Annotated in this window: 20 protein-coding genes; 16 read left to right on the top strand and 4 right to left on the bottom strand. The window is 65.5% G+C overall.

The genetic code is table 11. The features are described from left to right. Position 1: 1 nt before the first annotated feature. The 9 genes from ACHMXA_RS07975 to ACHMXA_RS07935 all read left to right on the top strand — a co-directional run bounded on the left by ACHMXA_RS07975 (position 2) and on the right by ACHMXA_RS07935 (position 9,673). A complete protein-coding gene (locus tag ACHMXA_RS07975; protein WP_395319905.1) occupies positions 2-1,210 on the top strand; it encodes a CaiB/BaiF CoA transferase family protein in 1,209 nt (402 codons plus the stop codon). A gap of 42 nt (positions 1,211-1,252) precedes the next feature. Next, positions 1,253-2,245 carry a Bug family tripartite tricarboxylate transporter substrate binding protein gene (locus tag ACHMXA_RS07970; protein WP_395319903.1) on the top strand — a complete coding sequence of 331 codons (993 nt, stop codon included), beginning with the start codon at positions 1,253-1,255 and terminating at the stop codon, positions 2,243-2,245. Positions 2,246-2,365: 120 nt separating this feature from the next. Further along, a complete protein-coding gene (locus ACHMXA_RS07965; protein WP_395319901.1) occupies positions 2,366-4,252 on the top strand; it encodes an acyl-CoA synthetase in 1,887 nt (628 codons plus the stop codon). A 59-nt stretch (positions 4,253-4,311) separates the two neighbouring features. Continuing rightward, entirely contained in the window at positions 4,312-5,325 is a 1,014-nt protein-coding gene (locus ACHMXA_RS07960; RefSeq protein ID WP_395319899.1) for a Bug family tripartite tricarboxylate transporter substrate binding protein, read from the top strand. Positions 5,326-5,382: 57 nt separating this feature from the next. Beyond that, positions 5,383-6,144, top strand: coding sequence for an electron transfer flavoprotein subunit beta/FixA family protein (locus tag ACHMXA_RS07955; RefSeq protein ID WP_395319897.1), 762 nt, complete (start codon positions 5,383-5,385; stop codon positions 6,142-6,144). Positions 6,145-6,292: 148 nt separating this feature from the next. Next, complete coding sequence (locus ACHMXA_RS07950) at positions 6,293-7,225, top strand: electron transfer flavoprotein subunit alpha/FixB family protein (protein WP_019656081.1); 933 nt, start codon at positions 6,293-6,295, stop codon at positions 7,223-7,225. A 16-nt stretch (positions 7,226-7,241) separates the two neighbouring features. Then, positions 7,242-8,213 carry an NAD(P)H-dependent flavin oxidoreductase gene (locus ACHMXA_RS07945; protein ID WP_395319895.1) on the top strand — a complete coding sequence of 324 codons (972 nt, stop codon included), beginning with the start codon at positions 7,242-7,244 and terminating at the stop codon, positions 8,211-8,213. Between the two features lie 475 nt (positions 8,214-8,688). Then, positions 8,689-8,961: a hypothetical protein gene (locus tag ACHMXA_RS07940; protein WP_395319893.1), complete on the top strand. Its 273-nt coding sequence runs from the start codon at positions 8,689-8,691 to the stop codon at positions 8,959-8,961. 178 nt (positions 8,962-9,139) lie between these two features. Then, a complete protein-coding gene (locus tag ACHMXA_RS07935) occupies positions 9,140-9,673 on the top strand; it encodes a hypothetical protein (protein ID WP_395319891.1) in 534 nt (177 codons plus the stop codon). A 22-nt stretch (positions 9,674-9,695) separates the two neighbouring features. On the opposite strand, the gene ACHMXA_RS07930 is transcribed toward ACHMXA_RS07935, so the two are convergent. Next, the gene (locus ACHMXA_RS07930; protein WP_395319889.1) at positions 9,696-12,575 is read right to left on the bottom strand and encodes an RNA 2'-phosphotransferase; all 2,880 of its coding nucleotides are present in this window, start codon (positions 12,573-12,575) and stop codon (positions 9,696-9,698) included. Positions 12,576-13,005: 430 nt separating this feature from the next. On the opposite strand from ACHMXA_RS07930, the gene ACHMXA_RS07925 reads away from it, so the two are divergent. Genes ACHMXA_RS07925 through ACHMXA_RS07915 form a run of 3 tightly spaced genes read left to right on the top strand, consistent with a single transcriptional unit; the run spans position 13,006 to position 15,968 of the window. Continuing rightward, positions 13,006-13,578: a TRAP transporter small permease gene (locus ACHMXA_RS07925; protein WP_395319887.1), complete on the top strand. Its 573-nt coding sequence runs from the start codon at positions 13,006-13,008 to the stop codon at positions 13,576-13,578. Then, positions 13,575-14,873 (top strand): TRAP transporter large permease, encoded by a 1,299-nt coding sequence (locus ACHMXA_RS07920; RefSeq protein ID WP_395319885.1) that lies wholly within the window; start codon positions 13,575-13,577, stop codon positions 14,871-14,873. The genes ACHMXA_RS07925 and ACHMXA_RS07920 overlap by 4 nt, the downstream gene beginning before the upstream one ends. 57 nt (positions 14,874-14,930) lie before the next feature. Then, a complete protein-coding gene (locus ACHMXA_RS07915; protein ID WP_395319883.1) occupies positions 14,931-15,968 on the top strand; it encodes a DctP family TRAP transporter solute-binding subunit in 1,038 nt (345 codons plus the stop codon). A 22-nt stretch (positions 15,969-15,990) separates the two neighbouring features. Here ACHMXA_RS07915 and ACHMXA_RS07910 read toward each other — a convergent pair whose 3' ends face one another. Beyond that, positions 15,991-16,956: a GlxA family transcriptional regulator gene (locus tag ACHMXA_RS07910; RefSeq protein ID WP_395319881.1), complete on the bottom strand. Its 966-nt coding sequence runs from the start codon at positions 16,954-16,956 to the stop codon at positions 15,991-15,993. A 105-nt stretch (positions 16,957-17,061) separates the two neighbouring features. Here ACHMXA_RS07910 and ACHMXA_RS07905 point away from each other — a divergent pair, with 105 nt between their 5' ends. The 3 genes from ACHMXA_RS07905 (at position 17,062) to ACHMXA_RS07895 (ending at position 19,693) form a co-directional block, all read left to right on the top strand. Next, on the top strand, positions 17,062-17,529 hold the full coding sequence (locus tag ACHMXA_RS07905; RefSeq protein WP_395319879.1) for a tautomerase family protein: 468 nt from the start codon (positions 17,062-17,064) through the stop codon (positions 17,527-17,529). 18 nt (positions 17,530-17,547) lie between these two features. Then, on the top strand, positions 17,548-18,390 hold the full coding sequence (locus tag ACHMXA_RS07900) for a dienelactone hydrolase family protein (RefSeq protein WP_395319877.1): 843 nt from the start codon (positions 17,548-17,550) through the stop codon (positions 18,388-18,390). 223 nt (positions 18,391-18,613) lie between these two features. After that, on the top strand, positions 18,614-19,693 hold the full coding sequence (locus ACHMXA_RS07895; protein WP_395319875.1) for a nucleoside hydrolase: 1,080 nt from the start codon (positions 18,614-18,616) through the stop codon (positions 19,691-19,693). A 33-nt stretch (positions 19,694-19,726) separates the two neighbouring features. Here the strand turns inward: ACHMXA_RS07895 and ACHMXA_RS07890 are convergent, their stop codons facing one another. Beyond that, positions 19,727-20,701, bottom strand: coding sequence for a Bug family tripartite tricarboxylate transporter substrate binding protein (locus ACHMXA_RS07890; protein ID WP_395319873.1), 975 nt, complete (start codon positions 20,699-20,701; stop codon positions 19,727-19,729). 530 nt (positions 20,702-21,231) lie between these two features. Between ACHMXA_RS07890 and ACHMXA_RS07885 the strand changes: the two genes are divergently transcribed. Beyond that, positions 21,232-21,738 carry a hypothetical protein gene (locus ACHMXA_RS07885; RefSeq protein WP_395319871.1) on the top strand — a complete coding sequence of 169 codons (507 nt, stop codon included), beginning with the start codon at positions 21,232-21,234 and terminating at the stop codon, positions 21,736-21,738. A gap of 20 nt (positions 21,739-21,758) precedes the next feature. Here the strand turns inward: ACHMXA_RS07885 and ACHMXA_RS07880 are convergent, their stop codons facing one another. Further along, positions 21,759-23,627: a DUF1963 domain-containing protein gene (locus tag ACHMXA_RS07880; RefSeq protein WP_395319869.1), complete on the bottom strand. Its 1,869-nt coding sequence runs from the start codon at positions 23,625-23,627 to the stop codon at positions 21,759-21,761. Positions 23,628-23,680: the final 53 nt, after the last annotated feature.

Here is a 23,680-nt window from a genome sequence, read left to right as displayed (position 1 = left end):
CATGCCTTTGCCCCATTCATCGCTGCCGCTTGCCGGCGTGCGCGTTCTCGATCTGTCCCGCATCCTCGCGGGCCCCTGGTGCGGCATGGTGCTGGCCGACATGGGCGCCGAAGTCATCAAGGTGGAGCACCCGGGCCGCGGCGACGACACCCGCGACTGGGGCCTTCGCGTGGGCAAGACCGAGACCGCCTACTTCAACAGCGTGAACCGCAACAAGCGCTCCGTCACGCTCGACCTGCAGACGCCCGAGGGCCAGCAGCTCGCGCGCGACCTCGCCAGGCAGTGCGACGTGGTGATCCAGAACTTCAAGTTCGGCGGCATCGACAAGCTGGGCCTGGGCTACGAACAGCTCAGCAAGGAGAACCCGGGCCTCGTCTACTGCTCGATCTCGGGCTACGACCGCACCGGCCCCGAGGCCGCGCGCCCCGGCTACGACCTCGTGGTGCAGGGCGAGGCCGGCCTGATGGCGCTCAACGGTGAGGCGAACCAGCCGCCGCTGAAGTTCGGCGTGGCCGCCGTCGACCTGTTCACCGGCATGTACTCGGCGCAGGCCATCCTCGCGGCGCTCTACCAGCGCGAGAAGACGGGGAAGGGCCGGCACGTGGAGATGGCGCTCTTCGACTGCGGCTTGATGATCACCGCCTACTACGGCCTCGAAGCGCTGCTCATGGGCGAAGACCCGCCGCGCTACGGCAATTCGCATCCGTCGATCGTTCCCTACGGCGTGTTCGACGCGGCCGACGGCCCGCTGGTCATCACCGTGGGCAACAACGCGCAGTTCGCGCGCTTCTGCACCGAGGTGATCGAGCGGCCCGACCTCGCGGCCGACGAGCGCTTCAAGACCAACATCCTGCGCTCGGCCAACCGCGCCGCGCTGCTGCCCGAGCTGCATGCCGAGCTCGCGAAGCGCCAGCGCGTGGACCTGCTCGAAAAGCTCACCGCCGCCGGCATTCCCTGCGGCGAGGTGCTTGGGCTGCTGGAGGCGCTGCAATCGAAGCGCGCCACCGATGCCGGCCTCGTGACCACGCAGCCCCACCCCGTGGCCGGCACCGTCAACGTGCTCGCGCCGCCCTACCGTTTCGACGGCGAACGCCTGCCGGTGCGCAGCGCACCGCCCACGCTGGGCGAAGGCACGCACGACGTGCTGCAGTCCCTTCTTGGCCTGTCGGACGAGAAGCTCGCGGCATTGAAGACAAGTGGCGTCGTCTGAAGAAGAAGACAGTCGCCCGCATTTCCAAAGTAGACAAAACCCATGGCATCCCTTTCCTCGCTCCGCAGTCCCGTTCGCCGCGCCCTTCTCGCACTCGCCCTGCCCCTGGTGGCCGGCACCGCCTTCGCCCAGGCCTGGCCCGCCAAGCCGATCACGCTGATCGTGCCCTTCCCGCCCGGCGGCCCTACCGACGTGGCCTCGCGCATCGTGGCGCAGAAGATGTCGGTGGCGCTTGGGCAGAGCATCGTCATCGACAACCGCAGCGGTGCATCGGGCACCGTGGGCGCGGCCGCTGCGGCGCGCGCGCCGGCCGACGGCTACACCTTCGTGACACTGGCCACGCCCACGCTGCTGGCCTCGCATCTCTACGCTTCGCCCGGCTACGACATCTTCAAGAACTTCACGCCCGTGGGCAGCATCTACGACCTGCCCATCGTGCTGGTGGTCAACCCGAAGTCGCTGCCTGACGTGACTGGCGTGCAGGGCCTGATCGCCAAGGCCAAGGCCGAAGGCGGCAAGCTCAACTACACGAGCGCGGGCTCGGGCAGCTTCGGCCACCTGACGACCGAGCAGCTCAAGACCATCGGCAAGTTCGACATGCAGCACGTGCCCTACCGCGGCAGCGCACCGGCCGTGACCGACCTCATCGGCGGCCAGGTGCCCGCGATGTTCTCCGACCTGGTGGGCGTGCTGCCGCACATCAAGTCGGGCAAGCTGCGCGCCATCGCGGTTGGATCGGGTCAGCGCGTGAGCCTGCTGCCCGACGTGAAGACAGTGGCCGAGCAGGGCTTCCCCGGCTTCGACGCCACCTCGTGGGGCGGCCTGCTGGCGCCCGCCGGCACGCCGAAGGAGGTCATCGACCGCATGAGCGCCGAGCTGAAGAAGGCGCTGGCCGACAAGGAAGTGCAGGACAAGCTCCAGGGCGTGGGCACCTTCGCGGCCTACCGCACGCCCGAGCAGACAAGCGTTCGCATGAAGGAAGACTTCGAGCGCTGGGGCAAGGTCATTCGCGACAACCACATCACGAACCAGTAGAACGTAGAACGCACAAGTCCGCAGGGCGACGAAACCAAGGAGACAGACATGACGCAGAAGCAGAAATACGAGAACGACTACGGCACCCCGGTGGGCGCGCCGTTCCGCCCCGCGTTGCCCGTGCGCAGCCTCGCCGACATCCGCAAGCTCGAGGAGACGCCGCTCGCGCAGGCGCTCACGGTGCGCAGCACCTACGAGATCTTCCGCAACGCGGGCCATGCCTTCGGCGACAAGACCGCGCTGACCTTCCTGCGCACCGGCAACCCGGCCGACGAGCCGATCCGCTGGTCGTATGCCGAGCTGCTCGCGCGCATCCACCAGACCGCCAACATGCTGCACACGCTGGGCGTGGGGCCGGACGACGCCGTGGCCGTGTTGCTGCCCGGCTGCCTGGAGTACCACCTGGCGCTGTGGGGCGGCGAGGCCGCCGGCATCGTGCAGCCGCTGAACCCGCTGCTCACCGACGAGAAGCTGGTCGCGCTGATGACCGCCGGCCGCGCCAAGGTACTGATCGCCTACGGCTCCGATGCCGAGTCGGGCATGTGGTCGAAGGCGATGCGCCTGCGCGGCCAGGTGCCCACGCTCACCACCGTGCTGCGCGTGGCGCCGCATGGCGAGGAGCCGGGTGCAGCCGGTGTATTGCCCGAAGGCGTCGCCGAATTCGACGTGCTGCGCGCCGCGCAATCCGACGACCGCCTCGTGAGCGGCCGCGACATCGCGCCTGCCGACATCGCCGCCTACTTCCACACCGGGGGCACCACCGGCGCACCCAAGCTGGCGCGCCACAGCCACGGCGCGCAGGTGTTCACCGCCTGGGCCAGCGTGCAGGTCGCGGGCATGAACGAGAACGGCATCTCCATCAACGGCTATCCGCTGTTCCATGTGGCGGGCGTGCTGCCGGCGTCGCTGTCGTCGCTGTCGGCGGGCGTGGAGGTGATCATTCCCACGCCCTCGCTGCTGCGCAACAAGGAGGTGCTGGCCAACTACTGGAAGCTGGTGGCCAGGTACCGCCCTACCTCGCTGTCGGCCGTGCCCACCGTGCTCGCGGCGCTGGCCAACGTGCCGCTGGACGGCGCGGACATCTCGTCGATCACCTACTGCCGCACCGGCGCCGCCGTGCTCGCGCCCGAGCTGGCCGCGCGCTTCGAGCGCCTGTTCGGCCTGCACGTGCACGAGAGCCTGGGCATGACGGAGATGGCCGGCATCTCGACCATCACCCCGCCCGGCGTGAACGGACCCGCGGGCTGCGTGGGCTTTCGCCTGCCCTACATGCAGATGCGCGTGGTGGCGCTCGACGAGAACGGCAACGCGACCGACCGCGAGATGCCGCGCGGCCAGCAGGGCATGGTGCTCTTCAAGTCGCCCAACGTGTTCTCGGGCTTCGTCGACCCTGCGGACAATGCCAAGGCCTTCACCGCCGACGGGTGGCTCGCCACCGGCGACCTGGGCTGGATCGACGACGAGGAACGGCTCAACCTCACCGGCCGCTCGAAGGACCTCATCATCCGCAGCGGCCACAACATCGATCCCAAGACGATTGAAGACGCGCTGGGCTCGCACCCCGCCGTGCAGCTGTGCGCCGCAGTGGGCGCGCCCGATGCCTACGCGGGCGAGCTGCCGGTGATCTTCGCGACGCTGGTGCCCGGCGCCTCCGCGACCGAAGAGGAGCTGCTGGCCTTCACCTCCGCGCGCGTGGACGAGGCGCCCGCACGGCCCAAGTGGGTGTCGGTGATCGCGACCATGCCGATGACCAACGTCGGAAAGATCTACAAGCCCGAGCTGCGCGCGATGGCCGCGCTGCAGGTGGTGAACGCCGCCGTCGCCGAAGCCTGCGCCCAGCTGGGCGTGCCCGAGGCCGCGCGGCCCGTGGTGAAGACCGAAGGCGAGAGCCTCGTGCGCGTGCAGATCGACGGCGCCGCGGCGGGCACCTTGGCCGCGCCGCTGCAGGAGCGGCTGCACAAGGCGCTGGAGCCCCTGCCCTTCAAGACGCGCATCTCCACGCAGTAACGCAGTAACGGCGAGCCGACGATTTTTTTGAAACCCAGACCGAGAGACAGAGACAAGCCATGACCACCTTCCGCCTTCCTAACCGCCGCGCCCTGCTGTGCGCCGCCGCTTCCGCCGCCACGCTGTGCGCGCTGCTCCCCGCTCAGGCGCAGGCACAGGCGCAGGCCCCCTACCCCAGCAAGCCCATCCGCATGGTCGTGCCTTTTGCCGCTGGCGGCGCCACCGACGTGCTCGCGCGCGTGATCGGCCAGAAGATGTCGGCCGGCATGGGCCAGCCCGTCATCATCGACAACAAGCCCGGCGCGGCCGGCATCATCGGCACCGACGCGGTCGCCAAGTCGGCGCCCGACGGCTACACCATCGTGCTGGGCCTGAGCAATTCGCTCATGACCAACGAGTTCCTCTACGAGAAGCTGCCCTACGACACGGCGCGCGACCTCACGCTGGTCTACCAGATCGCGGCGGCGCCGCTGGTGCTGGTGGTGCACCCGAGCGTGCCGGCCAAGACCGGCCCCGAGCTGCTGAAGTACGTCGTCGCCAACAAGGGCAAGGTGGCCTATGGCTCCTACGGCATCGGCGCATACCCGCACCTGGCCGGCGCGCACATGAGCCTGGCGACGCAGTCGGACATGAGCCACGTCGCCTACAAGGGCGAGGCGCCGATGATGCAGGACCTGATCGGCGGCCAGATCCAGATGGCGTATGCGAGCGCGCTGGTGGCTAAGCCGCACATCGACTCCGGAAAGATCCGCGCCATCGGCGTGAGCGGCGAGCGCCGCATGAGCACGCTGCCCAATGTGCCCACGCTCGCCGGGCAGGGCCTGAAGGACGAGGCCTACCGCGTGACCGGCTGGCTCGCCATCGCGGCGCCCGCGAAGACGCCCAAGCCCATCGTGGACCGCATCGCCGAGGAAGTGCGCAAGGCCACGCAGCAGCCCGACGTGCGCGAGCGCATCGCGGCCATGGGCTTCGAGATCAAGGAAAGCTCGCCCGAGCTCTTCGCCACCGCATGGAAGGCAGAGCGCCCGGTGTGGGAGCGCCTGATCAAGCAATCGGGCGCCAAGCTCGAGTGAGCCCTGCGCTCATCCATTCATTTCTTCTTCTCTTCTTCGTCATTCAAAGGAACAGCCATGAAGGTTCTGGTGCCCGTCAAACGGGTCGTCGATTACAACGTGAAGGTGCGCGTGAAGAGCGACGGCACCGGAGTGGACATTGCCAACGTCAAGATGAGCATGAACCCCTTCGACGAGATCGCCGTTGAAGAAGCCGTGCGGCTGAAGGAAAAGGGCCTGGTCACCGAAGTCATCGCCGTCTCGTGCGGTGACGCCAAGAGCCAGGAAACGCTGCGCACCGCCATGGCCATCGGCGCCGACCGCGGCATCCTGGTGGAAACCGCCGAAGAACTGCAGCCCCTGGCGGTCGCCAAGCTGCTGAAGGCGCTGGTCGACAAGGAACAGCCTTCGCTCATCATCCTGGGCAAGCAGGCCATCGACGATGACGCCAACCAGACGGGCCAGATGCTGGCTGCGCTGGCCGATCTGCCGCAAGCCACCTTCGCCTCCAAGGTCGAAGTCGCCGGCACAGATGGAGAGAAAAGGGCCACCGTAACCCGTGAAGTCGACGGCGGCCTGGAAACCGTGGCGCTCACGCTGCCCGCAGTCATCACCACCGACCTGCGCCTGAACGAGCCGCGCTACGTGACGCTGCCGAACATCATGAAGGCCAAGAAGAAGCAGCTCGACACGGTCAAGCCGGAAGAGCTGGGCGTCGATGTGAAGCCTCGCCTGAAGACCCTGAAGGTCGCCGAACCGCCGAAGCGTGGCGCTGGCATCAAGGTGCCTGATGTTGCAACGCTGGTGGACAAACTGAAGAACGAAGCGAAGGTCATTTGACTCGCCCCCAGGCTTCGCGCACTTCGTGTCGCTACGCCAACCCCCTACCGGGGGCAACACCTGTGGCCCGGCAAAGCCGGTTCCGGCGGTGTTCCCCGAAAAGCCTCGTTGAATTGCGTGCCGCAAATTGCCGCACAGGAGAAATGAAATGACCGCACTCGTCATTGCAGAACACGACCACGCCAGCATCAAGCCGGCCACCCTCAACACCGTGACCGCAGCGCTGGCCTGCGGCGGCGACGTCCACGTGCTCGTGGCTGGCGCCAATGCCGCCGAAGCTGCCAAGGCAGCGGCCCAGATCGCCGGTGTCTCGAAGGTCATTGCCGCCGACAGCCCGAGCCTCGCTGAAAACCTCGCCGAGAACGTCGCCGCTCAAGTGCTGGCCATCGCGGGCAGCTACAGCCACATCCTTTTCCCCTCGACCGCCAACGGCAAGAACGTCGCTCCGCGCGTGGCCGCCAAGCTGGACGTGGCGCAGATCAGCGACATCACGGCCGTGGTGAGCGCCGACACCTTCGAGCGTCCGATCTACGCGGGCAACGCGATTGCCACCGTGCAGAGCAGCGATGCCACCAAAGTCATCACCGTTCGCACGACCGGCTTCGATGCGGCAGCAGCCACCGGTGGCAGCGCAGCCGTCGAATCGGCAGCAGGCGTGGCAGACAGCGGCAAGAGCAGCTTCGTGGGCCGTGAAGTCACGAAGAGCGAGCGCCCCGAACTGACGGCCGCCAAGATCATCGTCTCGGGCGGCCGTGCACTCGGCAGCGCAGAGAAGTTCACCGAAGTGATGGCGCCCCTGGCCGACAAGCTGAACGCCGGCCTCGGCGCCAGCCGTGCAGCCGTCGATGCGGGGTACGCCCCGAACGACTGGCAGGTGGGCCAGACGGGCAAGATCGTCGCGCCTCAGCTGTACATCGCAGCGGGCATCTCGGGCGCCATCCAGCATCTGGCCGGCATGAAGGACTCGAAGGTGATCGTGGCGATCAACAAGGACGAAGAGGCACCGATCTTCTCGGTGGCCGACTACGGCCTCGTGGCCGACCTGTTCACGGCCGTGCCGGAACTGGTGAAGGCGCTGTAAGCGAGAGGCCGCGACGATGAAGACCCGCATCACCGAACTGCTGGGCATCCGCTACCCGATCATCCAGGGCGGCATGCAATGGGTGGGCCGTGCCGAGCTGGCGTCGGCCGTGTCGAACGCCGGGGGCCTCGGCATCGTCACCGCGCTCACGCAGCCCACGCCCGACGACCTGCGCCGCGAGATCGAGCGCACGCGCACGATGACCGACAAGCCCTTCGGCGTGAACCTCACGATCCTTCCCGCCGTGAAGCCGCCGCCCTATGCGGAGTACGTGCAGGCCATCATCGACAGCGGCGTGAAGATCGTCGAGACCGCGGGCAACAGCCCGAAGGACTTCATCGCGGCGCTGAAGGAGCACGACGTGAAGATCGTCCACAAGTGCACCTCGGTGCGCCATGCGCTCTCGGCCGAGCGCAACGGCGTCGATGCGGTGTCGGTGGACGGCTTCGAGTGCGCGGGCCATCCGGGCGAGGACGACGTGCCCGGCCTGGTGCTGCTGCCGGTGGCGGCGCGCAAGCTGCGCATTCCGATCATCGCCTCGGGCGGCATCGCCGATGGGCGCGGCATGGCGGCAGCGCTGGCGCTGGGCGCCGAGGGCATCAACATGGGCACGCGCTTCTGCGTGACCAAGGAAGCGCCCATTCACGACAACATCAAGCAGGCGCTGGTGGAGGCGACCGAGCGCGACACCAAGCTGATGTTCCGCACCCTGCACAACACGGCGCGCGTGTTCCGCAACGCCATCTCCGAAGAAGTGGTGGCCACCGAGAACCGCCCGGGCGGCTGCGAGTTCGAGGACGTGCGCCCGCTGGTGGCCGGCGCGCGCGGACGTGCGGCGCTGGAGTCTGGCGAGGTGCACAACGGCGTGGTTTCGGCCGGGCAGTGCATCGGGCTGATCGACGACATTCCGACTTGCGCGGAACTGCTGGAACGCATGGTGCGCGAGTGCCGTGAGCATCTGGACCGGGCTCGGGGCTGGATGGACTGAGCTTCTTTTCCGGGGGGCGCTCAGGCCGATGGGGTGCCTTGCTCCGCGAATGTCCCCCGGCCTTCGGCCTCCTCCTTTATTTCGCTGCGCAAGGCACCCCATCGGCCTGAGCGTTGAGCGCCGCTGTTGCCGTGGTCGATTGGCACAGCGTGACCTTGCTGGGTCTTCGCACGGCGCGTTGCGGAAGCTGCATTAGTTGGCAGTCTGCGCGACTTCGTGCTGTAGCAGCGGCTTCTTTGCCGGCTTCTTCTCTAGAGTGAATGCCCCTGTCACTCTATGCCCCGCCAAGGGGAGCAGAAAGGCCGCACACCCAATCCACCACCCAGATGTTTGAAGGCTGCTTGCCTCGCGGCAGATTGTCGGCGCGAAAGCGCTGATGCAGATGCGAGGTATCAAAAGGCGACGGCCAAGGTGCTCGTAACACCCCGGCCGTCTAACCAAGTTCGTGCAACTACCTCTAAAGGAACGCACAAAAATGGCTACCAAGACTATAGCCCGGCCAACTACGCCGGTAGCTTCCGCAGAAACCGCCCAACAAGACCCGGCGGATCTTCTTGAAAACATCCTTACTCAACTTGAAGCTCTCCTGTGGGTCTGCCACGGGGAAGAGATTGATTGGTGCAGCGGGGATGGGCCTCGGCAATTGAACAACCTGCTTTGGCTTGCGGCTGAGATGGCGCGCAAGGCTGGGGAGTTGTTCCAGATGAGTGAGAAGGCGCGATGCAAAGTGCCTGAGGCTGGCGGGTAGGGGCTGGTTTGCGGGCTGCGCGGTTCGCGGCCCGCCTGGGATCTCACAACTGATAGTTGTCGTCGCATTGAGTGCAGCAACAATAGAGCACAGGTGCTTGCGGTCTCTGAGCCAAGGTGGCGACGTGAAGCCTGGACCTAAGAACAAATGTGAGAACCCGATGTCCTTGTCGTCTTCAATGAAGTACCTCTCCGAACGCGGCGTCGTCGTCACGGAGATATCACCAGATCGGTTCTCGCTCCATGTCGAGGGCAACCGCCACTCCACCTTGGCAGAAAGCTCCGAAGGCATTCATTTTAGTTGCTGGGACAGCGTCCCTGGTCCCGGCAAGGACGACTTTCTCGTCACATTTGACGAGCTTGATGACGCGCTGCTGGCCGTGTGGTACTTCTACTTTGGCGAACCTGTCCGGCTGGGCGAATGGCACGTGCCCATTCATCGACATCCGTATTGGTCTTTGGGCAAGCTCGCATATTGCATCGCCAATGCCATTCATGTCACCTCGATCCAGTTTGAGGTGACTGCAGAACAGCGGCGAGGCGACCTGCTTGGGTTTCGATCATCCGCAGGCGGTGGACCTCTGTCGGAGGATAGATATGCGACAGCGCTGCGATCGCAATTCATTGCGTGTTCGTCAGCTTTGCCATCATCGCGGACTCTGATGTTGCGTCGAGACTTGGAAGAGGCTTACGTTGTGGAGAGTCAGCAATAGACAGGCGCAGGTGCAGTTCTCCTTATCGAACTGCGCCGGCTTCGTCAATAAAAGGATTCACTATGGATAGGCGATGGGGAATAACACCCGCTACAACCCAAATGCCTTCGGCTACAGGCTCTTCATCGTGACGTTGATCAATCGCGAGGACGAGAGGAGCCCCCTTCCGTTCGCCCACGGCCATGGCCTCATCAGCGATGTTTGTCAAATGAACCATGCGCCGCTGCATCGGGATCAAACCGTTACGAACGATCGCATCCAGGGCTGACCAGCTAGAACCATGATAGAGAGAAGTTGGCGCACCAACTTTATTGCCGGCCTCAACAACAACGTCTAGCGAGTGACCGTAGAGGGCTCTGATCCGCCCGTCCCGTACTTGGAACCTTGGCTCCCCGGGATGCTCGGCGACTCCTAGCAACTCGCTCGAATCCACCTTGAGAGCAGCGGCTAGATCATCCATCGCTGCGAATCCTGTTTCATCGATCGGAACGCCATTTGTCGGACCATGATGACGAAGCTGATATGCCATCGACTTACTTAACCGGCGATGATCATGGCTCGGGGTTGATGCAACCGTTTCTGGCTGTTCAATGCGCGAGAGAGCATGAAATAGCTCCCGCGCTACTTCCTTGATCGGACCATTGCAGCACTCCACTAGCATCCCGCACAGTTCACGCGCGTGGCGTCGCAAGTTTTTTCCTGCCTCCCTCTCCGTACCTAGACGCAAAGCGCGGGTGACGGCGAACCATCCGTATACAGCGGCCAAGTCAGTGGCGCTGAGTTTTTCCCCCATGCGGTTCAGATAACGCTCCAAGATCGCTAGCCGCATGCGCCAACCTTCTTGGTTTGCTTCTAACAACGCGTTGTCTTCGACCAGCTGAGCAATGTCGTAGCCGATTGGAATGAAGTCCGTGGATTCAAGATCAATAGCGACGATTCGTCCTGCGGGGTCCACGAGCCAGTTGGACGCATGACCATCCCGTTTCCTTACCTGCGGTAGCGTCGCAGGAAAAAGATTCCGCAAGGAACCCACGAAGCGATCAGCCTGATCCGAATCGAAAAGAGTTTTTGACCACATCTTGAGATAGTCTTTCAGCCGCCGCCATGCTGACCTACCTTCCGCCGGACTCCCTGCTACACGATGGAAGACCGCCAAGAGTTCTGCGATCGGCTCGAGTACACCAGGGATCTCCTCAGGACGGAGTTCGCTTACCAATCTTCCAGCAGCTCGCTGAGAGACGTGCACCCACCGCCGCTCATCGTCTGACTGCACCTCGACAATCGCCAGCGACCGAGGCACTTCGAAACGGCTTGTATAGCCCAGCCGAGCAATCTCATCTCGCAGAGCATTCAGCATCGACGCTTCATGTTCCGCTTTGGATTTCGTTGTCCGCTTAAAGACGAACGTCTCCGACAAAAATCCTCTTGCGTCTGCAACTGCAAAGACCTCATTGCGCCCACCTAAATTTGATCGCGCGTACGCGACCGATTTAAGCGCAAGGGTCGCAGCATCACGCCAGCTGTCAGCAGTAGATGAAGCTGCACTTCCTTGACCACCTACAAGGTAGTCTTGCACCCGTGCAATGCCGATCCGCGGAAGTGGCCACGTTGGATGGCTGCTGGCGAGCGCATCAAATATTCTCTGAGCCCGGTGCGCCAGATCATGATTTTCAGTTCGCTTCGCGGCTGAGAGTGCAGCCGCTCCCGCCTCCCATTGAAGGTGTCTATTCCATGGAGACCTCTCAGAGAGCCAGCCTGTGACCTCTACGTAGAGAGAAAGGTCGCTAGGTGCAAGAAGCTCGGCTGGCCCATCAACCATCTGGCGCAGGAATCGAGCACTTAGCACTGCGGCAGGTACCCATTCTCGTCTCGTTCGCAGATCTTCGAGTCGATGGACCACTCGTCTTATGGCTCTCCAAAGCTCGGCGGATGGCTGCATAGCCATCAGAACGATTACCCCTCTCGGAATCGCAATTGATCTGGCTGAAATAACTAGTCGCCCCTGCTGAACCTCTTCAACTAGGGTGGAGAGCACGCTGTGGCGGGCTTCTTCGACGCCACTTCTGGGTTGAAACCGTAAGAGCCTATTTGCCGCGCCTTCGAGGTAACGTCTAGCTTCTCTGGACCCCGACACCGAAAGCTGTGCAAGGCGAAATCTCGCCTCGGCCTCGGCGAGTTCTGAACCCTCTGCAATATTCTGGTTCGCCGAAAGGAGTTCTAGCGCGTCTCGCAAAAGTTGGACGTCGCCAGTCTGATCGAACTGCAGAACTAGAAGCTCAAGTCGATAGATCAGTGTCTCGCGTTTCAAGTTTCCAAGATCCATCGATTCCTGGGAATACGACAAAGCTCTTGAGACCGCCTCAGGCGACACATTGATCCAACGTCCGATCATTGCAACTGCAGTCGCGTATTTGCCAGTCGCTATTCGTCTTGTAGGAGCGGTAAGTTGTTGGCTCTCGATGGCGAACCGGAACTCAGAGAGCGCTACGCGAAATCTCGCGATGGCAACATCGATCTCGTCGCTTGCAAAACTATCCTTCGCGTCTTCGTGCAGCGCATCAGCGGCTCGGTACGCGACATTCGCTAACGTCTTGGAAAACTCGAAGCCAACCGACATCAATGAACTCCCCATATCGGCAGGGTTTCGGCGCATGTGTTCGAGTATCAGGAGCAATGCTGGTGCCGGGAGATAAACACGTTCCTTGAGAACCTTGCGCCACATCTCCGACGCGATCGCGTGCCCTTCTTGGCGGCTGAGGAGTTCTAGCTGCAAGTGCCATTCAGAATGGGTGAGCCATTCAATCGAAGGCTCTGACCCTAGGTATGCGAGAGAATTGAAGCCATCTGCTAGCTCGGGCGCCCAAGCATGAAGCTCGGTCGCAACCATATCCGCTCGGATCATGGACTACCTCTTTCTGGGCCGTAGAACTTAGTTTGCCGGACGAACCTTGCGATCCGCTCATGACCGCATTTTGCTGCTCAAGCGATACCTCAACGCAAAAATCTGGCCAATCCGCCGCAGCGCTCGCCCCACCAACCCCACAGCCCCACTCCCCACGCACAGGGCGCCGGGTACTCCCCGCAGCGAAATAAAGGAGGAGGCCGAAGGCCGGGGGACATTCGCGGAGGGGAGTACCCGGCGCCCTGTGCACACGCCCCGAAAGCCGCTCCAAGAGCCAGCCCCAGGCCGAGCGGCTAAGGAAACCCCCGATACATGAATGGTCATGGACCCCCTAGCATCGGTCACAGCTCCCCTGTCGAGGTGTACGGAACGCGTCCCGGCGTCCGCCCGGTGACATGGCGTTCGTGCGTGCCTCACTGACCATCCTGCGATGACAACTCCAACCGAGTCCGGCCCCACGCTGGACGCCGCCAGCCCCATTCCCCCCGACATCGAAGCCGCAGACGAACCGACCAAGGTTCCCCTTGCCATCGAGGACTGGCTCACGGTCATCATCATGGGCGCGCTGGCGCTCATCACCTTTGCCAACGTCATCGTCCGCTACTTCACCGATTCGTCCTTCGCCTGGACGGAGGAGTTCTCGGTGTTCCTCATGATCATGCTGGCGCTGGTGGCCGGCTCGGCCGCGGTGGCGCGCGACAGGCACATCCGCATCGAGTACTTCTCCGAAAGCGGCTCGATGGCGCGGCGCAAGCGGCTGGCGCAGTTCGGCGCGCTGATGATCGCGGTGCTCTTCACGCTCATCGGCGCGCTCAGCATCCGCATGGTGTGGGACGACTACCGCTTCGAGGAGACGACGCCCGGCATCGGCTTGCCCTCCTGGTGGTATTCGATCTGGCTGCCCATCGTGTCCTTCGGCATCGCGCTGCGGGCCATAGGCCTCATGATCCGGCGCGGGCGCGAGACGAACTACGACTCCGACAGCAAGGGCAGCGCATCGTGATCGCCACCCTGCTCTTCGTTGCCTTCGTCGTGATGATGCTGGTGGGCGTGCCCATCGGCGCCGCGCTGGGCCTGGCGGGCGCCGCCTGCATTGCACTGGCCAACAGCGACGCCCAGTGGTTCGGCCTGCTGGCCGTGCCGCAGAACTTCTATGCGGGGCTGGGCAAATATCCGCTGCTGGCCATTCCGATGTTCGTGCTGGTCGGCTCCATCTTCGACCGCTCGGGCGTGGCGCTGCGCCTCGTGAACTTTGCCATTGCCATCGTGGGGCGCGGCCCCGGCATGCTGCCGCTGGTGGCAATTGCGGTGGCGATGTTCCTCGGCGGCATCTCGGGCTCGGGCCCGGCCAATGCGGCTGCCGTGGGCGCGGTGATGATCGCGGCCATGTCGCGCGCCGGCTACCCGGCGGCATTCTCGGCCAGCGTGGTGGGCGCGGCAGCGGCCACCGACATTCTGATTCCGCCTTCGGTCGCCTTCATCGTCTACTCGGTGCTGGTGCCCGGCGCCTCGGTGCCGGCGCTGTTCGCGGCCGGCATGGTGCCCGGCGTGATGGCCGGCCTGGCGCTGATGATTCCGGCCGTGTGGCTCGCCCGCAAGCACAAGATGGGCGCGCTCGAGGCCACGCTGCCGCGCCCGCCCTTCTGGAAGAGCTTTCGCGAAGCGACCTGGGGGCTGGCGGCGCCGGTGCTCATTCTGGGCGGCATGCGCGCGGGCTGGTTCACGCCCACCGAGGCTGCGGTGGTGGCGGTGTTCTACGGCCTCTTCGTGGGCATGTGCATCCACCGGACCATCAAGGTGCGCGACCTGTTCGTGATCTTGCGCGAATCGGGCGAGCTCTCGGCGGTGATTCTGCTGGTGGTGTCGCTCGCGGGCATCTTCGCGTATTCGCTCTCGACGCTGGGCGTGATCGACCCGGTGACGCGCGCCATCGTGAACTCAGGGCTGGGCGAGTACGGCATCCTGGCGCTGCTCATCCTGCTGCTCATCACCGTGGGCATGTTCCTCGACGGCGTGTCGATCTTTTTGATCTTCGTGCCGCTGCTGCTGCCCATCGTGCAGTACTACAAGTGGGACCCGGTGTGGTTCGGCGTGATCCTCACGCTGAAGGTGGCGCTGGGCCAGTTCACGCCGCCGCTGGCGGTCAACCTCATGGTGTCGTGCCGCATCGCGAAGGTGCGCATGGAAGAAACCGTGCGCTGGGTGGGCTGGATGCTGTTCTCGATGTTCGTGGTGATGGTGCTGGTCATCGTCTTCCCCGAACTGGCGCTTTGGCTGCCGCGCAAGCTCGGCTACTGATTTCTTTGTTTCTTTCGTCCGTCCCGTCGCAGAACCATTATTAGGAGAGCCTTGATCATGAAATTCCGCCGCACCCTGCTCGGCCTTGCCGCCACGGCTGTCGCCCTCGGCATGTTCTCGTCCGGCGCCATGGCGCAGGCCGCCTACAAGCCCGAGTACAAGATGTCGCTGGTGCTGGGCCCGCCCACGCCGTGGGGCCAGGCCGGGAAGATCTGGGCCGACCTGGTGAAGGAGCGCACGCAGGGCCGCATCAACATCAAGCTGTACCCGGGCGTGTCGCTCATCCAGGGCGACCAGACGCGCGAGTTCAGCGCGCTGCGCCAGGGCGTGATCGACATGGCCGTGGGCTCAACCATCAACTGGTCGCCGCAGGTCAAGCAGCTCAACCTGTTCTCCATGCCGTTCCTGATGCCCGACTACGCTGCCATCGACGCGCTCACGCAGGGCGAGGTGGGCAAGGACATGTTCAAGACTCTGGAGAAGGCCGGCGTGGTGCCGCTCGCATGGGGCGAGAACGGCTTCCGCGAGATCACCAACTCGAAGAAGCCGATCAAATCGCCGGCCGACATCAAGGGCATGAAGATCCGCGTGGTGGGCTCGCCCATCTACTCCGACATGTTCACCGCGCTGGGCGCCAACCCCACGCAGATGAGCTGGGCCGACGCACAGCCCGCGCTGGCCAGCGGCGCGGTCGACGGGCAGGAGAACCCGCTCTTCCTGTTCACGGTGCTCAAGATGCAGACGGTGGGCCAGAAGTTCGTGACCACCTGGGGCTACGTGGCCGACCCGCTGGTGTTCGTGGTCAACAAGGAAATCTGGGCCTCGTGGACGCCGGCCGACCAGGCCATCGTGCGCCAGGCCGCCATCGACGCGGGCAAGGAAGAGATCGCCATCGCGCGCAAGGGCCTGGTGGAGGCCGACAAGCCGGTGCTCAAGGACATCGCAGGCATGGGCGTGACCGTGACCAGCCTCACGCCCGACGAGCGCGCCGCGTTCGTGAAGGCGACGCGGCCGGTGTACGACAAGTGGAAGTCGACCATCGGCGCCGATCTGGTGGCGAAGGCCGAGCAGGCGATCGCTGCACGCAAGAAGTAATGGCGATAGCTGCCGCGCCTGCTCAGGCGCGGTAGCGGCTGGGGTTCGCTCCGGCCACCTTCTTCATCAGGCGCCGCAGTGCCGTGGCGTCTTGATACCCCACCGCCCCCGCCACCTGCTCGACCGTCATGCGGCTCGATTCGAGCAGCGCGCGGGCGCGCCGCAGCCTCACGCTCTGCACCAGCGCCTGCGTGCTCTTGCCGGTGGCCTTGTGGATGTGCCGCGACAGCGTGCGCTCCGACATGCAGAACTCGCGCGCCAGCTCGCTCACCGCGGGCGCCTCGGGCAATGCCGATTCGACACGGGCTGCGAGCCGCGCCACCAGGTCGTTGCCGCTGGCCAGCACCTCCGCCGCGATGAACGGCGCCTGCGCCTGGCGGCCGTCGATCAGCAGCATGCGCGAGACCAGATCGGTGAGCGCACTGCCGCAGCGCTCGCGCAGCAGGTGCAGCATCAGGTCGGTCTGGGCGAAGGCGGCGCCTGCGGTGACCACGGGGCCGTCGGAGCACACCATGCGGTCGGCATCGACGGTGCAGCCGGGCGCCATGCGTGCGAGCAGCGGGGCATACCACCATGAGACGGTCGCGCGCCGGCCCTGCAGCAGGCCGGCGGCGTTGAGCAGGAACACGGCCGAGCACGAGGCCGCGACCTGGCCGCCTGACTTGGCGTGACGAGCGAGGGCGGCGATGGCCTTGGCTGCGTCGTCGCTTTCGAGGCATCGGCGGATCTCGCCGGGGGTGTTGAGACCGAGCCCCGGCACCACCCAGGTGGAGCGGTCGTCGCGCGGGCGCACGGGCAGGCGCGCGGTGTCGAGGCTCATGCCTGCGCGCAGCTGCACCGGTCCGCCATGCACCGAGCACAGCCGCCAGCGAGGCGGCGCGACGCCTGCGCGGGCAGCCATCGCTTCAGCTGCGCCGAGGATGTCCATCGTGACCGCGACGCTGGAGTTGAAGGCGCCGGGCAGCACCAGCACGGTGAAGTCATGCATCTGGAAGATTGGCCGATAAGGCCTCAAAGGAGTCGAATTGGACACTGCCATTCTGTCGGCGCCGAACGTCCAATACAAGCTTCGAAGCTCCCAGGCCGCAGTCGCATGCCCACCATCCTCGTGAAGATCCCCCATGGCTCGTTTCCCGGTGAGACCCGCGCCGTGCTGGTCCGCAAGATCAACGAAGCGGCTGCTGCAGCCGAACAGATGCCGGACGAGCCTCGCGCGCGGAGCATGTGCTGGGTGCTGGTCGAGGAAGCCGCCGCCGGTGCCTGGACCTGTGGCGGTGCTGACGTGACGGCCAGGCTGCTGCCCTGCACCGTGCTCGCATACCTGCCGGCCGGTGTGCTCGATGACGCATCGCGCGAACTCTTCGTCGCCGGCATTCACGCTGCTTTCGAGGAAGCCCTGCCGGCAGACGACCGCCGCAGACTCGCCACATCCGTGGTGATGCACGAGGTGCCCGATGGCGCGTGGGGCGTGGGCGGCAAGGTCTGGCACCTGCCCGACTTCGCACGCAGCGCAGGTTGCGCGCATCTGCAGCATCTGGTCGATGCGGCACAGACCAACTGAACACCGGAGGAGACACCCATGGCGCAACAGCACCAACGCCCCCTGACCGAAGACGACCCGCTCGACGACTTCACCGCGCGCCAGATCACGCTGGACGGCATCGAGAAGAAGGTCTACGTCATGGGCCGGGGCCCGGCCGTGATCGTGATGACCGAGATGCCCGGCATCAGCCCGCACGTGGCGCGCTTCGCACGCTGGGTGCGCGACGCGGGCTTCACCGTCTACATGCCGTCGCTCTTCGGCCGCGACGGCGCCGTGCCCGGTGCGGAGGAAGGCATCGCGGTGTTCAAGCGCGCCTGCGTGAGCGCCGAGTTCCGCGCCTTCGCGGCCAACGAGTCGAGCCCGGTCACGCAGTGGCTGCGCGCGTTGGCGCGGCTCGCGCACGCCGAGTGCGGCGGGCCCGGTGTCGGCGCGATCGGCATGTGCTTCACCGGCAACTTCGCGCTCTCGATGATGCTGGAGCCGGCGATGCTCGCACCGGTGATGTGCCAGCCCTCGCTGCCGATGGACAAGCCGGAGGCGATGAACATGGCGCCCGAGGAGCTGGCTGCAGTGCGCGAACGGCTGGAGCGCGAGGACCTGACCGTGATGGCCTACCGCTTCGAGGGCGACAGGCACTGCAGGGCGCAGCGCTTCGCGGCCTTCCAGCAGGCGCTGGGCGAACGCTTCGTGGCGCGCGTGCTGCCCGACAGCGCGGCCAACACCCAGACGCCGCCCTTCTTCGCGCAGGTGGTGGCGAGCCCGCACAGCGTGGTGACGGCGCACCTGATCGACGAGGCGGGGCAGCCGACGGTGGCTGCGCGCGACGAGATACTGGCTTTCTTCGCCCGGCGGCTGCTGACTGGTTCGAACGGGGGCTGAGCAAGCGGCGTTTTCGCAACACGGCGAATGAAACCTCTTCGCCGTGCCTTGCGCACTTTCAGTTTCGGCCTTTCGGATGCGCTAACGCCTTGGTTTGCGCAACGTTGCAGCCGCGCACGAGCGCATCGAAAATGCCATCACGATCCGGTGTCCTTGCCGCGCGATGCTCTGGCAGACTGACTCGAGAGGCGCTTCTTCCACAGCGTCCGCAAGGAGTCTTCCCATGCATTTCAGGCCTGCGGCACCGGCGCTGCCATCGCGCCTCGTCGCGCTCTTCCCGATTCTTTTCCTCGGACTTGTTGCCCTCTTGACCGCCAGCCTCATCGCTCCGAAAGCCCACGCCGCAGACGCCACGCCGGCCACGACGCACACGCTCATCATCGACACCGACCCCGGTGCCGACGACGTGATTGCGCTGCTCTTCGCCATGGCGTCGCCCGAGCAGCTGAAGATCCAGGCGCTCACCACCGTGGCCGGCAACGTGCCGCTTGCAAAGACCTCGCGCAACGCACGCCTGGCGCGCGAGTGGGCGAAGCGGCCTGACATCGCCATTTATGCCGGCGCGCCTCGCCCGCTGCTGCGCACGCCGATCTACGCGGCGGACATCCACGGCAGCGAAGGCATCACCGGCGTGAAGGTGCACGAGCCCAGCCAGCCGCTGGCCGACGGCAACGCGGTCGACTACCTGATCCGCACGCTGCGCGCCGCGCCCGAAAAGAGCGTGACGCTCGCGATGCTCGGCCCCGAGACCAACCTCGCGCTGGCGCTCACGCAGGCGCCCGACATCACTCGCGGCCTGCGCGAACTGGTGCTCATGGGCGGCGCGCACTTCAACGGCGGCAACATCACGCCCACGGCGGAGTTCAACGTGTTCGCCGATCCGCACGCGGCCGAGATCGTGCTCAAGAGCGGCGTGCCCATCACCATGCTGCCGCTGGACCTCACGCACAAGGTGCTCACGAGCCCCGAGCGCATTGCCAAGCTGCGCGGCCTCGGCAACCAGGCCGGACGGACCGTGGCAGACATCCTCGACGCCTACGTGCAGCACGACATGCAGTACTACGGACTGCCCGGCGGGCCGGTGCACGATGCGACAGTCGTCGCCTACCTGCTGCAGCCCTCGCTCTTCAGGGGCCGCAAGGTCAACGTGGAAGTCGACAGCCGCGAAGGGCTCGGCTTCGGGCAGACGGTGGTCGACTGGTACGGCGGACTGAAGAAGCCGGCCAACGTCAACTGGATTGCGGAAGGCGATGCGCAGGGGTTCTTCGATCTGCTGACGCAGAGGATTTCGCGGTTGCCCTGAGCTGCATTGCGCGGGCTCGATGAATCATCGGATTCAGTCTGCGGTGATCTTGCGGTCCCGCACGATCGCACTCCATTTGGCGTCCTCTTTTTTCATGAAGTCGCTGAGTTCGGCACGGGTGGTCGGCTGCGGTGTCAAGCCGTGCTTGTTCAGGGCCTCCTTCACGCCAGGATCGGCCAGTACCTTGACGATGGCATGGTTCCAGCGGTCCAGGAGGGCCGCCGGTGTCTTGCCTGGCGCCACGAAGGCGTACCAATTGAGGGCTTCGAAGCCGGGGTAGCCCGACTCCGCCACCGTCGGGATGTTGGGCATGTAGGCCGGACGGGTCAGGCCCGTGCTGGCCAGCGGAATCAGATTGCCGGCCTCGATCTGCGGCAACGCAGTCGGCGGCGCCGAAAAATACGAGGCGATGCGCTGGCCCAGCAAGTCCTGCAGGGCCGGGGCCCCGCCCTTGTAAGGCACATGCACCATGTCGATGCCGGCTCGCTGGTTGAACAGCTCCCCGGCCAAGTGGGATGCGGAGCCGGCACCGGTCGAAGCGAAGTCGACGCTGCCGGGCTTCTTCTTCGACAGGGCCACGAACTCGGCCAAGGTCTTCACACCCAGGCCCTTGTGCACCACCAGCACGTTGGGAAAGTTGACGCCGCCGGAAACCGCGGCCAGATCCTTGAACGGGTCGTAGCTCACCTTCATCACATGCGGTGCAATGGTCAACGGTCCGATGGAACCGAGCAACAGCATCGACCCATCGGCGGGGCCGTTGGCCACGAATTGGTGAGCTATGTTCCCGCCGGCACCCGCCTTGTTGTCGACGATCACCGTCTGGCCGATGTCTTCGCCGAGCTTCCTGGCGATCAGGCGTGCGGCGGCGTCCGCCGCGCCGCCCGGTGCGAAGCCGACCACCAGGGTGACAGGCTTCTTCGGCGGGAAGTCCTGGGCATGCGCATGCCCTGCCAGGAAAAGGGTGGCGGCCAGGGCCGTGACGTGCAGAAAATTTCGCTTTTTCATCGGAGTCTTCTCGGGTTGTCGTATGGGTGATCAGGTCCGTGCCGGGGCCGACAAGGTTTGGCGGGCGCTTCTCGAGGGCATGGCGCGGCACGCGGCGCTACGGAAGACTCCGTGGGCGAACTTGCCGCAGGGCATGGGGCGAGCAGTGCCATCGCGGCACCGAAATGGAGGCAAAGCATCAGGGCCAGGCCACTGGAGCGGGGCCTGCCAGCGCTGTTTCTCGAGGCAGCCCTCGACAAGCACGCCCCGTGGCCCGCCGCCGCCTGGGACCAGGACATCGACATCTTCATCGCTCACTCGTTGTCTCCTTGTTGGGGAGGAGACTGTAGGCAGGCGGCCCTTCAGGCGACAGGCCGGATCGGGCAACAGGTGTTCAGTTTTCGAGAAGACTTGCGCCTGCCCGGTGGCCCCGGTGCACGACGCCACCGTGAACTGGATCGCAGAAGGCGATGCGGAAGGGGCGGGGTACAGTCTTGCGGATGCACAGACTGGCCTCATCCGCCCTTGCCACCCTTGCTGCACTCGCACTCATGAGCTCCATCCCGCCCGCCCAAGCCGCTCGCCCTGCAGCCGGTCAGGAAGTCGACGAATCGCGTTCGATCGCGCTTCCGGGCGAGCTTCCCCGGCCGTGCATCGCCGTGCCCGGCGGACCGGCCACGGTGCTGCTACCGCGTCGCGAACTGGAGCAGATGGCCGCCGGTGCGCCGACCGCATGGACCACCGAGGCCGAGCGCCAGGCGCTCATCCAGGGACGACGGGCCGCTGCGCTGCTGAAGGCGGCGGGGGACGGATCGACTGCCGATGCCAACGGTTGCCAGGCGCTGCATGGCCCTGCCAATTCCGACGCACAGCATCTGGTTGCGGACTTCCTGGAGCGGGGCATCGCATCCGTCCTGCTCTCCGGCAAGGCTCAGCCCCGGATCACGGTCCGCTATCTCGGCTTGAAATGCGGGCCGACCTGCGGCAGGGGCGACATCCTGTTCCTTGTGCCGGGCGAGCCGGGGCCGTTCTTCGTGGTGTCGTGGTGGGTGTCGTGACCGCCGGCCGGGCGGCGGCCTCAACTGCTCTCCAGGCTCCAGTGCACGCGGGAGAAATCGCCTAGCGCCAGGTCCTTCTCGTGGATGCTGAAGGTGAAGGTGCCCGCGTCCCAGAAGCAGAAGCCCGGGTTGCCGTCGGAGCACAGCGTCAGCAGGTTGACCCACTCCACGGGCAGCCCGCCCTTCTCGCGCGATGCCTGCTCCTGCGGGTTCTCATGCTGGGTGAAGACGTGGGCGTTCATCAGGTGCGCGGTGTTGCGCCGCTCGCCGTCGCCGGCCAGTTCGGCTTCGAGTGCCCAGTAGGCTTCCTGCAGCTTGTCGTCCCTGTCGATCTCCAGCAGCACGACGTCGTCACCGAGCAGACGACCGCCGCCGGCGTTGTAGAGATTCGGCAACGACACCGTGATGTCGACGCTGGTCTTGTAGCCCTCGTACGCATCGGACACGCTGCAGCCGTCGGCGAACTCGGCGTCCTCCGGCCACGCGTGCGTGCGCAGCGCATCGGCCGGCGCATCGGAATGCAGCACGCGCACGCCGTCGCCTTGCTCCTGGCCTTCGCCGAAGAAATAGAGGCGGCCCGAGCGCGGCAGCCACGGTTGCAGCGGCGCAATGTCGGCCAGGTCGATCTGGGCGTAGAAGCGCCAGGGCTTTCCGTCGGTCGCGGGGTAGTCGATGCCGGGCGGCAGGTCGGGCCTGCCGCCGATGCGGGTGTTGCCCAGGCTTGCGTAGTCTTCGGGTTCCACGGTGCGCAGGCGCAGCGCCTGGCGCGCATGGCGCAGGAGGGCGTCTTCATAGCGCTGGAGGCCGTGCCGCGCCAGAGCATCGCCCAGCAGTGCCACGTGCCGCTGGCTGCTGCGGGCCATGAAGGCCTCGCGATCCACCGCGGCCTCGACCTCGGGGCGATAGCGGATGTCGCGGAACAAGGCCTCGTTCTTCCTTTCGATGTCGACCTTCTCGATGTTCCTCAACGTGGCCGGCAGCGACTCGAAGGGGTTCTTGTTGATGCTCAGGCGCGTGAGGGCCGGCAGGTTGCCCACGGACTCGGGCAAGGTCGCGAGCTGGTTTCCGTCGAGCAGCAGGCGCTGCAGGCGCACGAGCCGCGAGATGCTGTCGGGCAATGCCTCGATGCGGCAGTACTCGAGCGAGAGCACTTCCAGCGATTCGAGCGCACCCAGGCCTTCGGGGAGGCGTGAGAAGACGGGGCTGCGCAGGTACAGCTCGCGAAGCCGGGTCAGCGTGCAGAAGGATTCCGGGAACGCGGTGGCCGAGTTCGACGTGTCGGTGCCCCACGAATGCTGCAGCGACAGGTGCTCGAGCCGGGTGAAGCGCAGTAGCTCGTCGCGCCAGCGGCCGTCCCAATCGCGGATGAGCAGCCGGCGCACGCGCTCGGGCGCAGCGGCCATCGCCTCCTCGAAGCTGCCGTAGGTGTAGGGGCGCAGTTCGACCTCTCCCGGCGGGCAATGCCACACCACATGCACCGGCACGCCCTGCGCGTCCGTCTCGTAGTCGTGCCGCAGCAGGCCCTGCAATTCGATGCGGTCGGGGCGCAGGTCGATCTGGCCGAAGAAGCGCGTGCCGAAGGCGAAGCCGTTTTCCCAGAGAGCGAAGAAGCCGTTCGTCGGCTGGTTCTGGAGGTAGCGGATGTGTCGCCGGGGCGTGTCGTGGTTGTCGTAGAAATGGAAGGTCGAGGACCGGAACGAAGGTGCGATCCGGCCTGCGGCGGGGTTGTCGGAGCCCTCCGGATCGAAGGGCGGCGTGTGCCGCGACTTGTCGTAGCCGACGGGCCGGGCCTTGAGGTGGAAGGACATGCCGCCGTCCTCGAACGCGACCTCCGTCTCGGGGTCGAACTCGAACGCGCACTTGCCGATCTGGAACTTGTTGCTGGACACGAGGGCTCCGCGGGGAAACTGGCCGCAGAGCCTATCAGCACGGCAAGCGCGGC

Origin of the sequence: Variovorax sp. UC74_104, from assembly GCF_044055375.1 — a bacterium.
GTDB lineage: Bacteria > Pseudomonadota > Gammaproteobacteria > Burkholderiales > Burkholderiaceae_C > Variovorax.
This window is presented reverse-complemented; position numbering and strand designations above follow the sequence as displayed.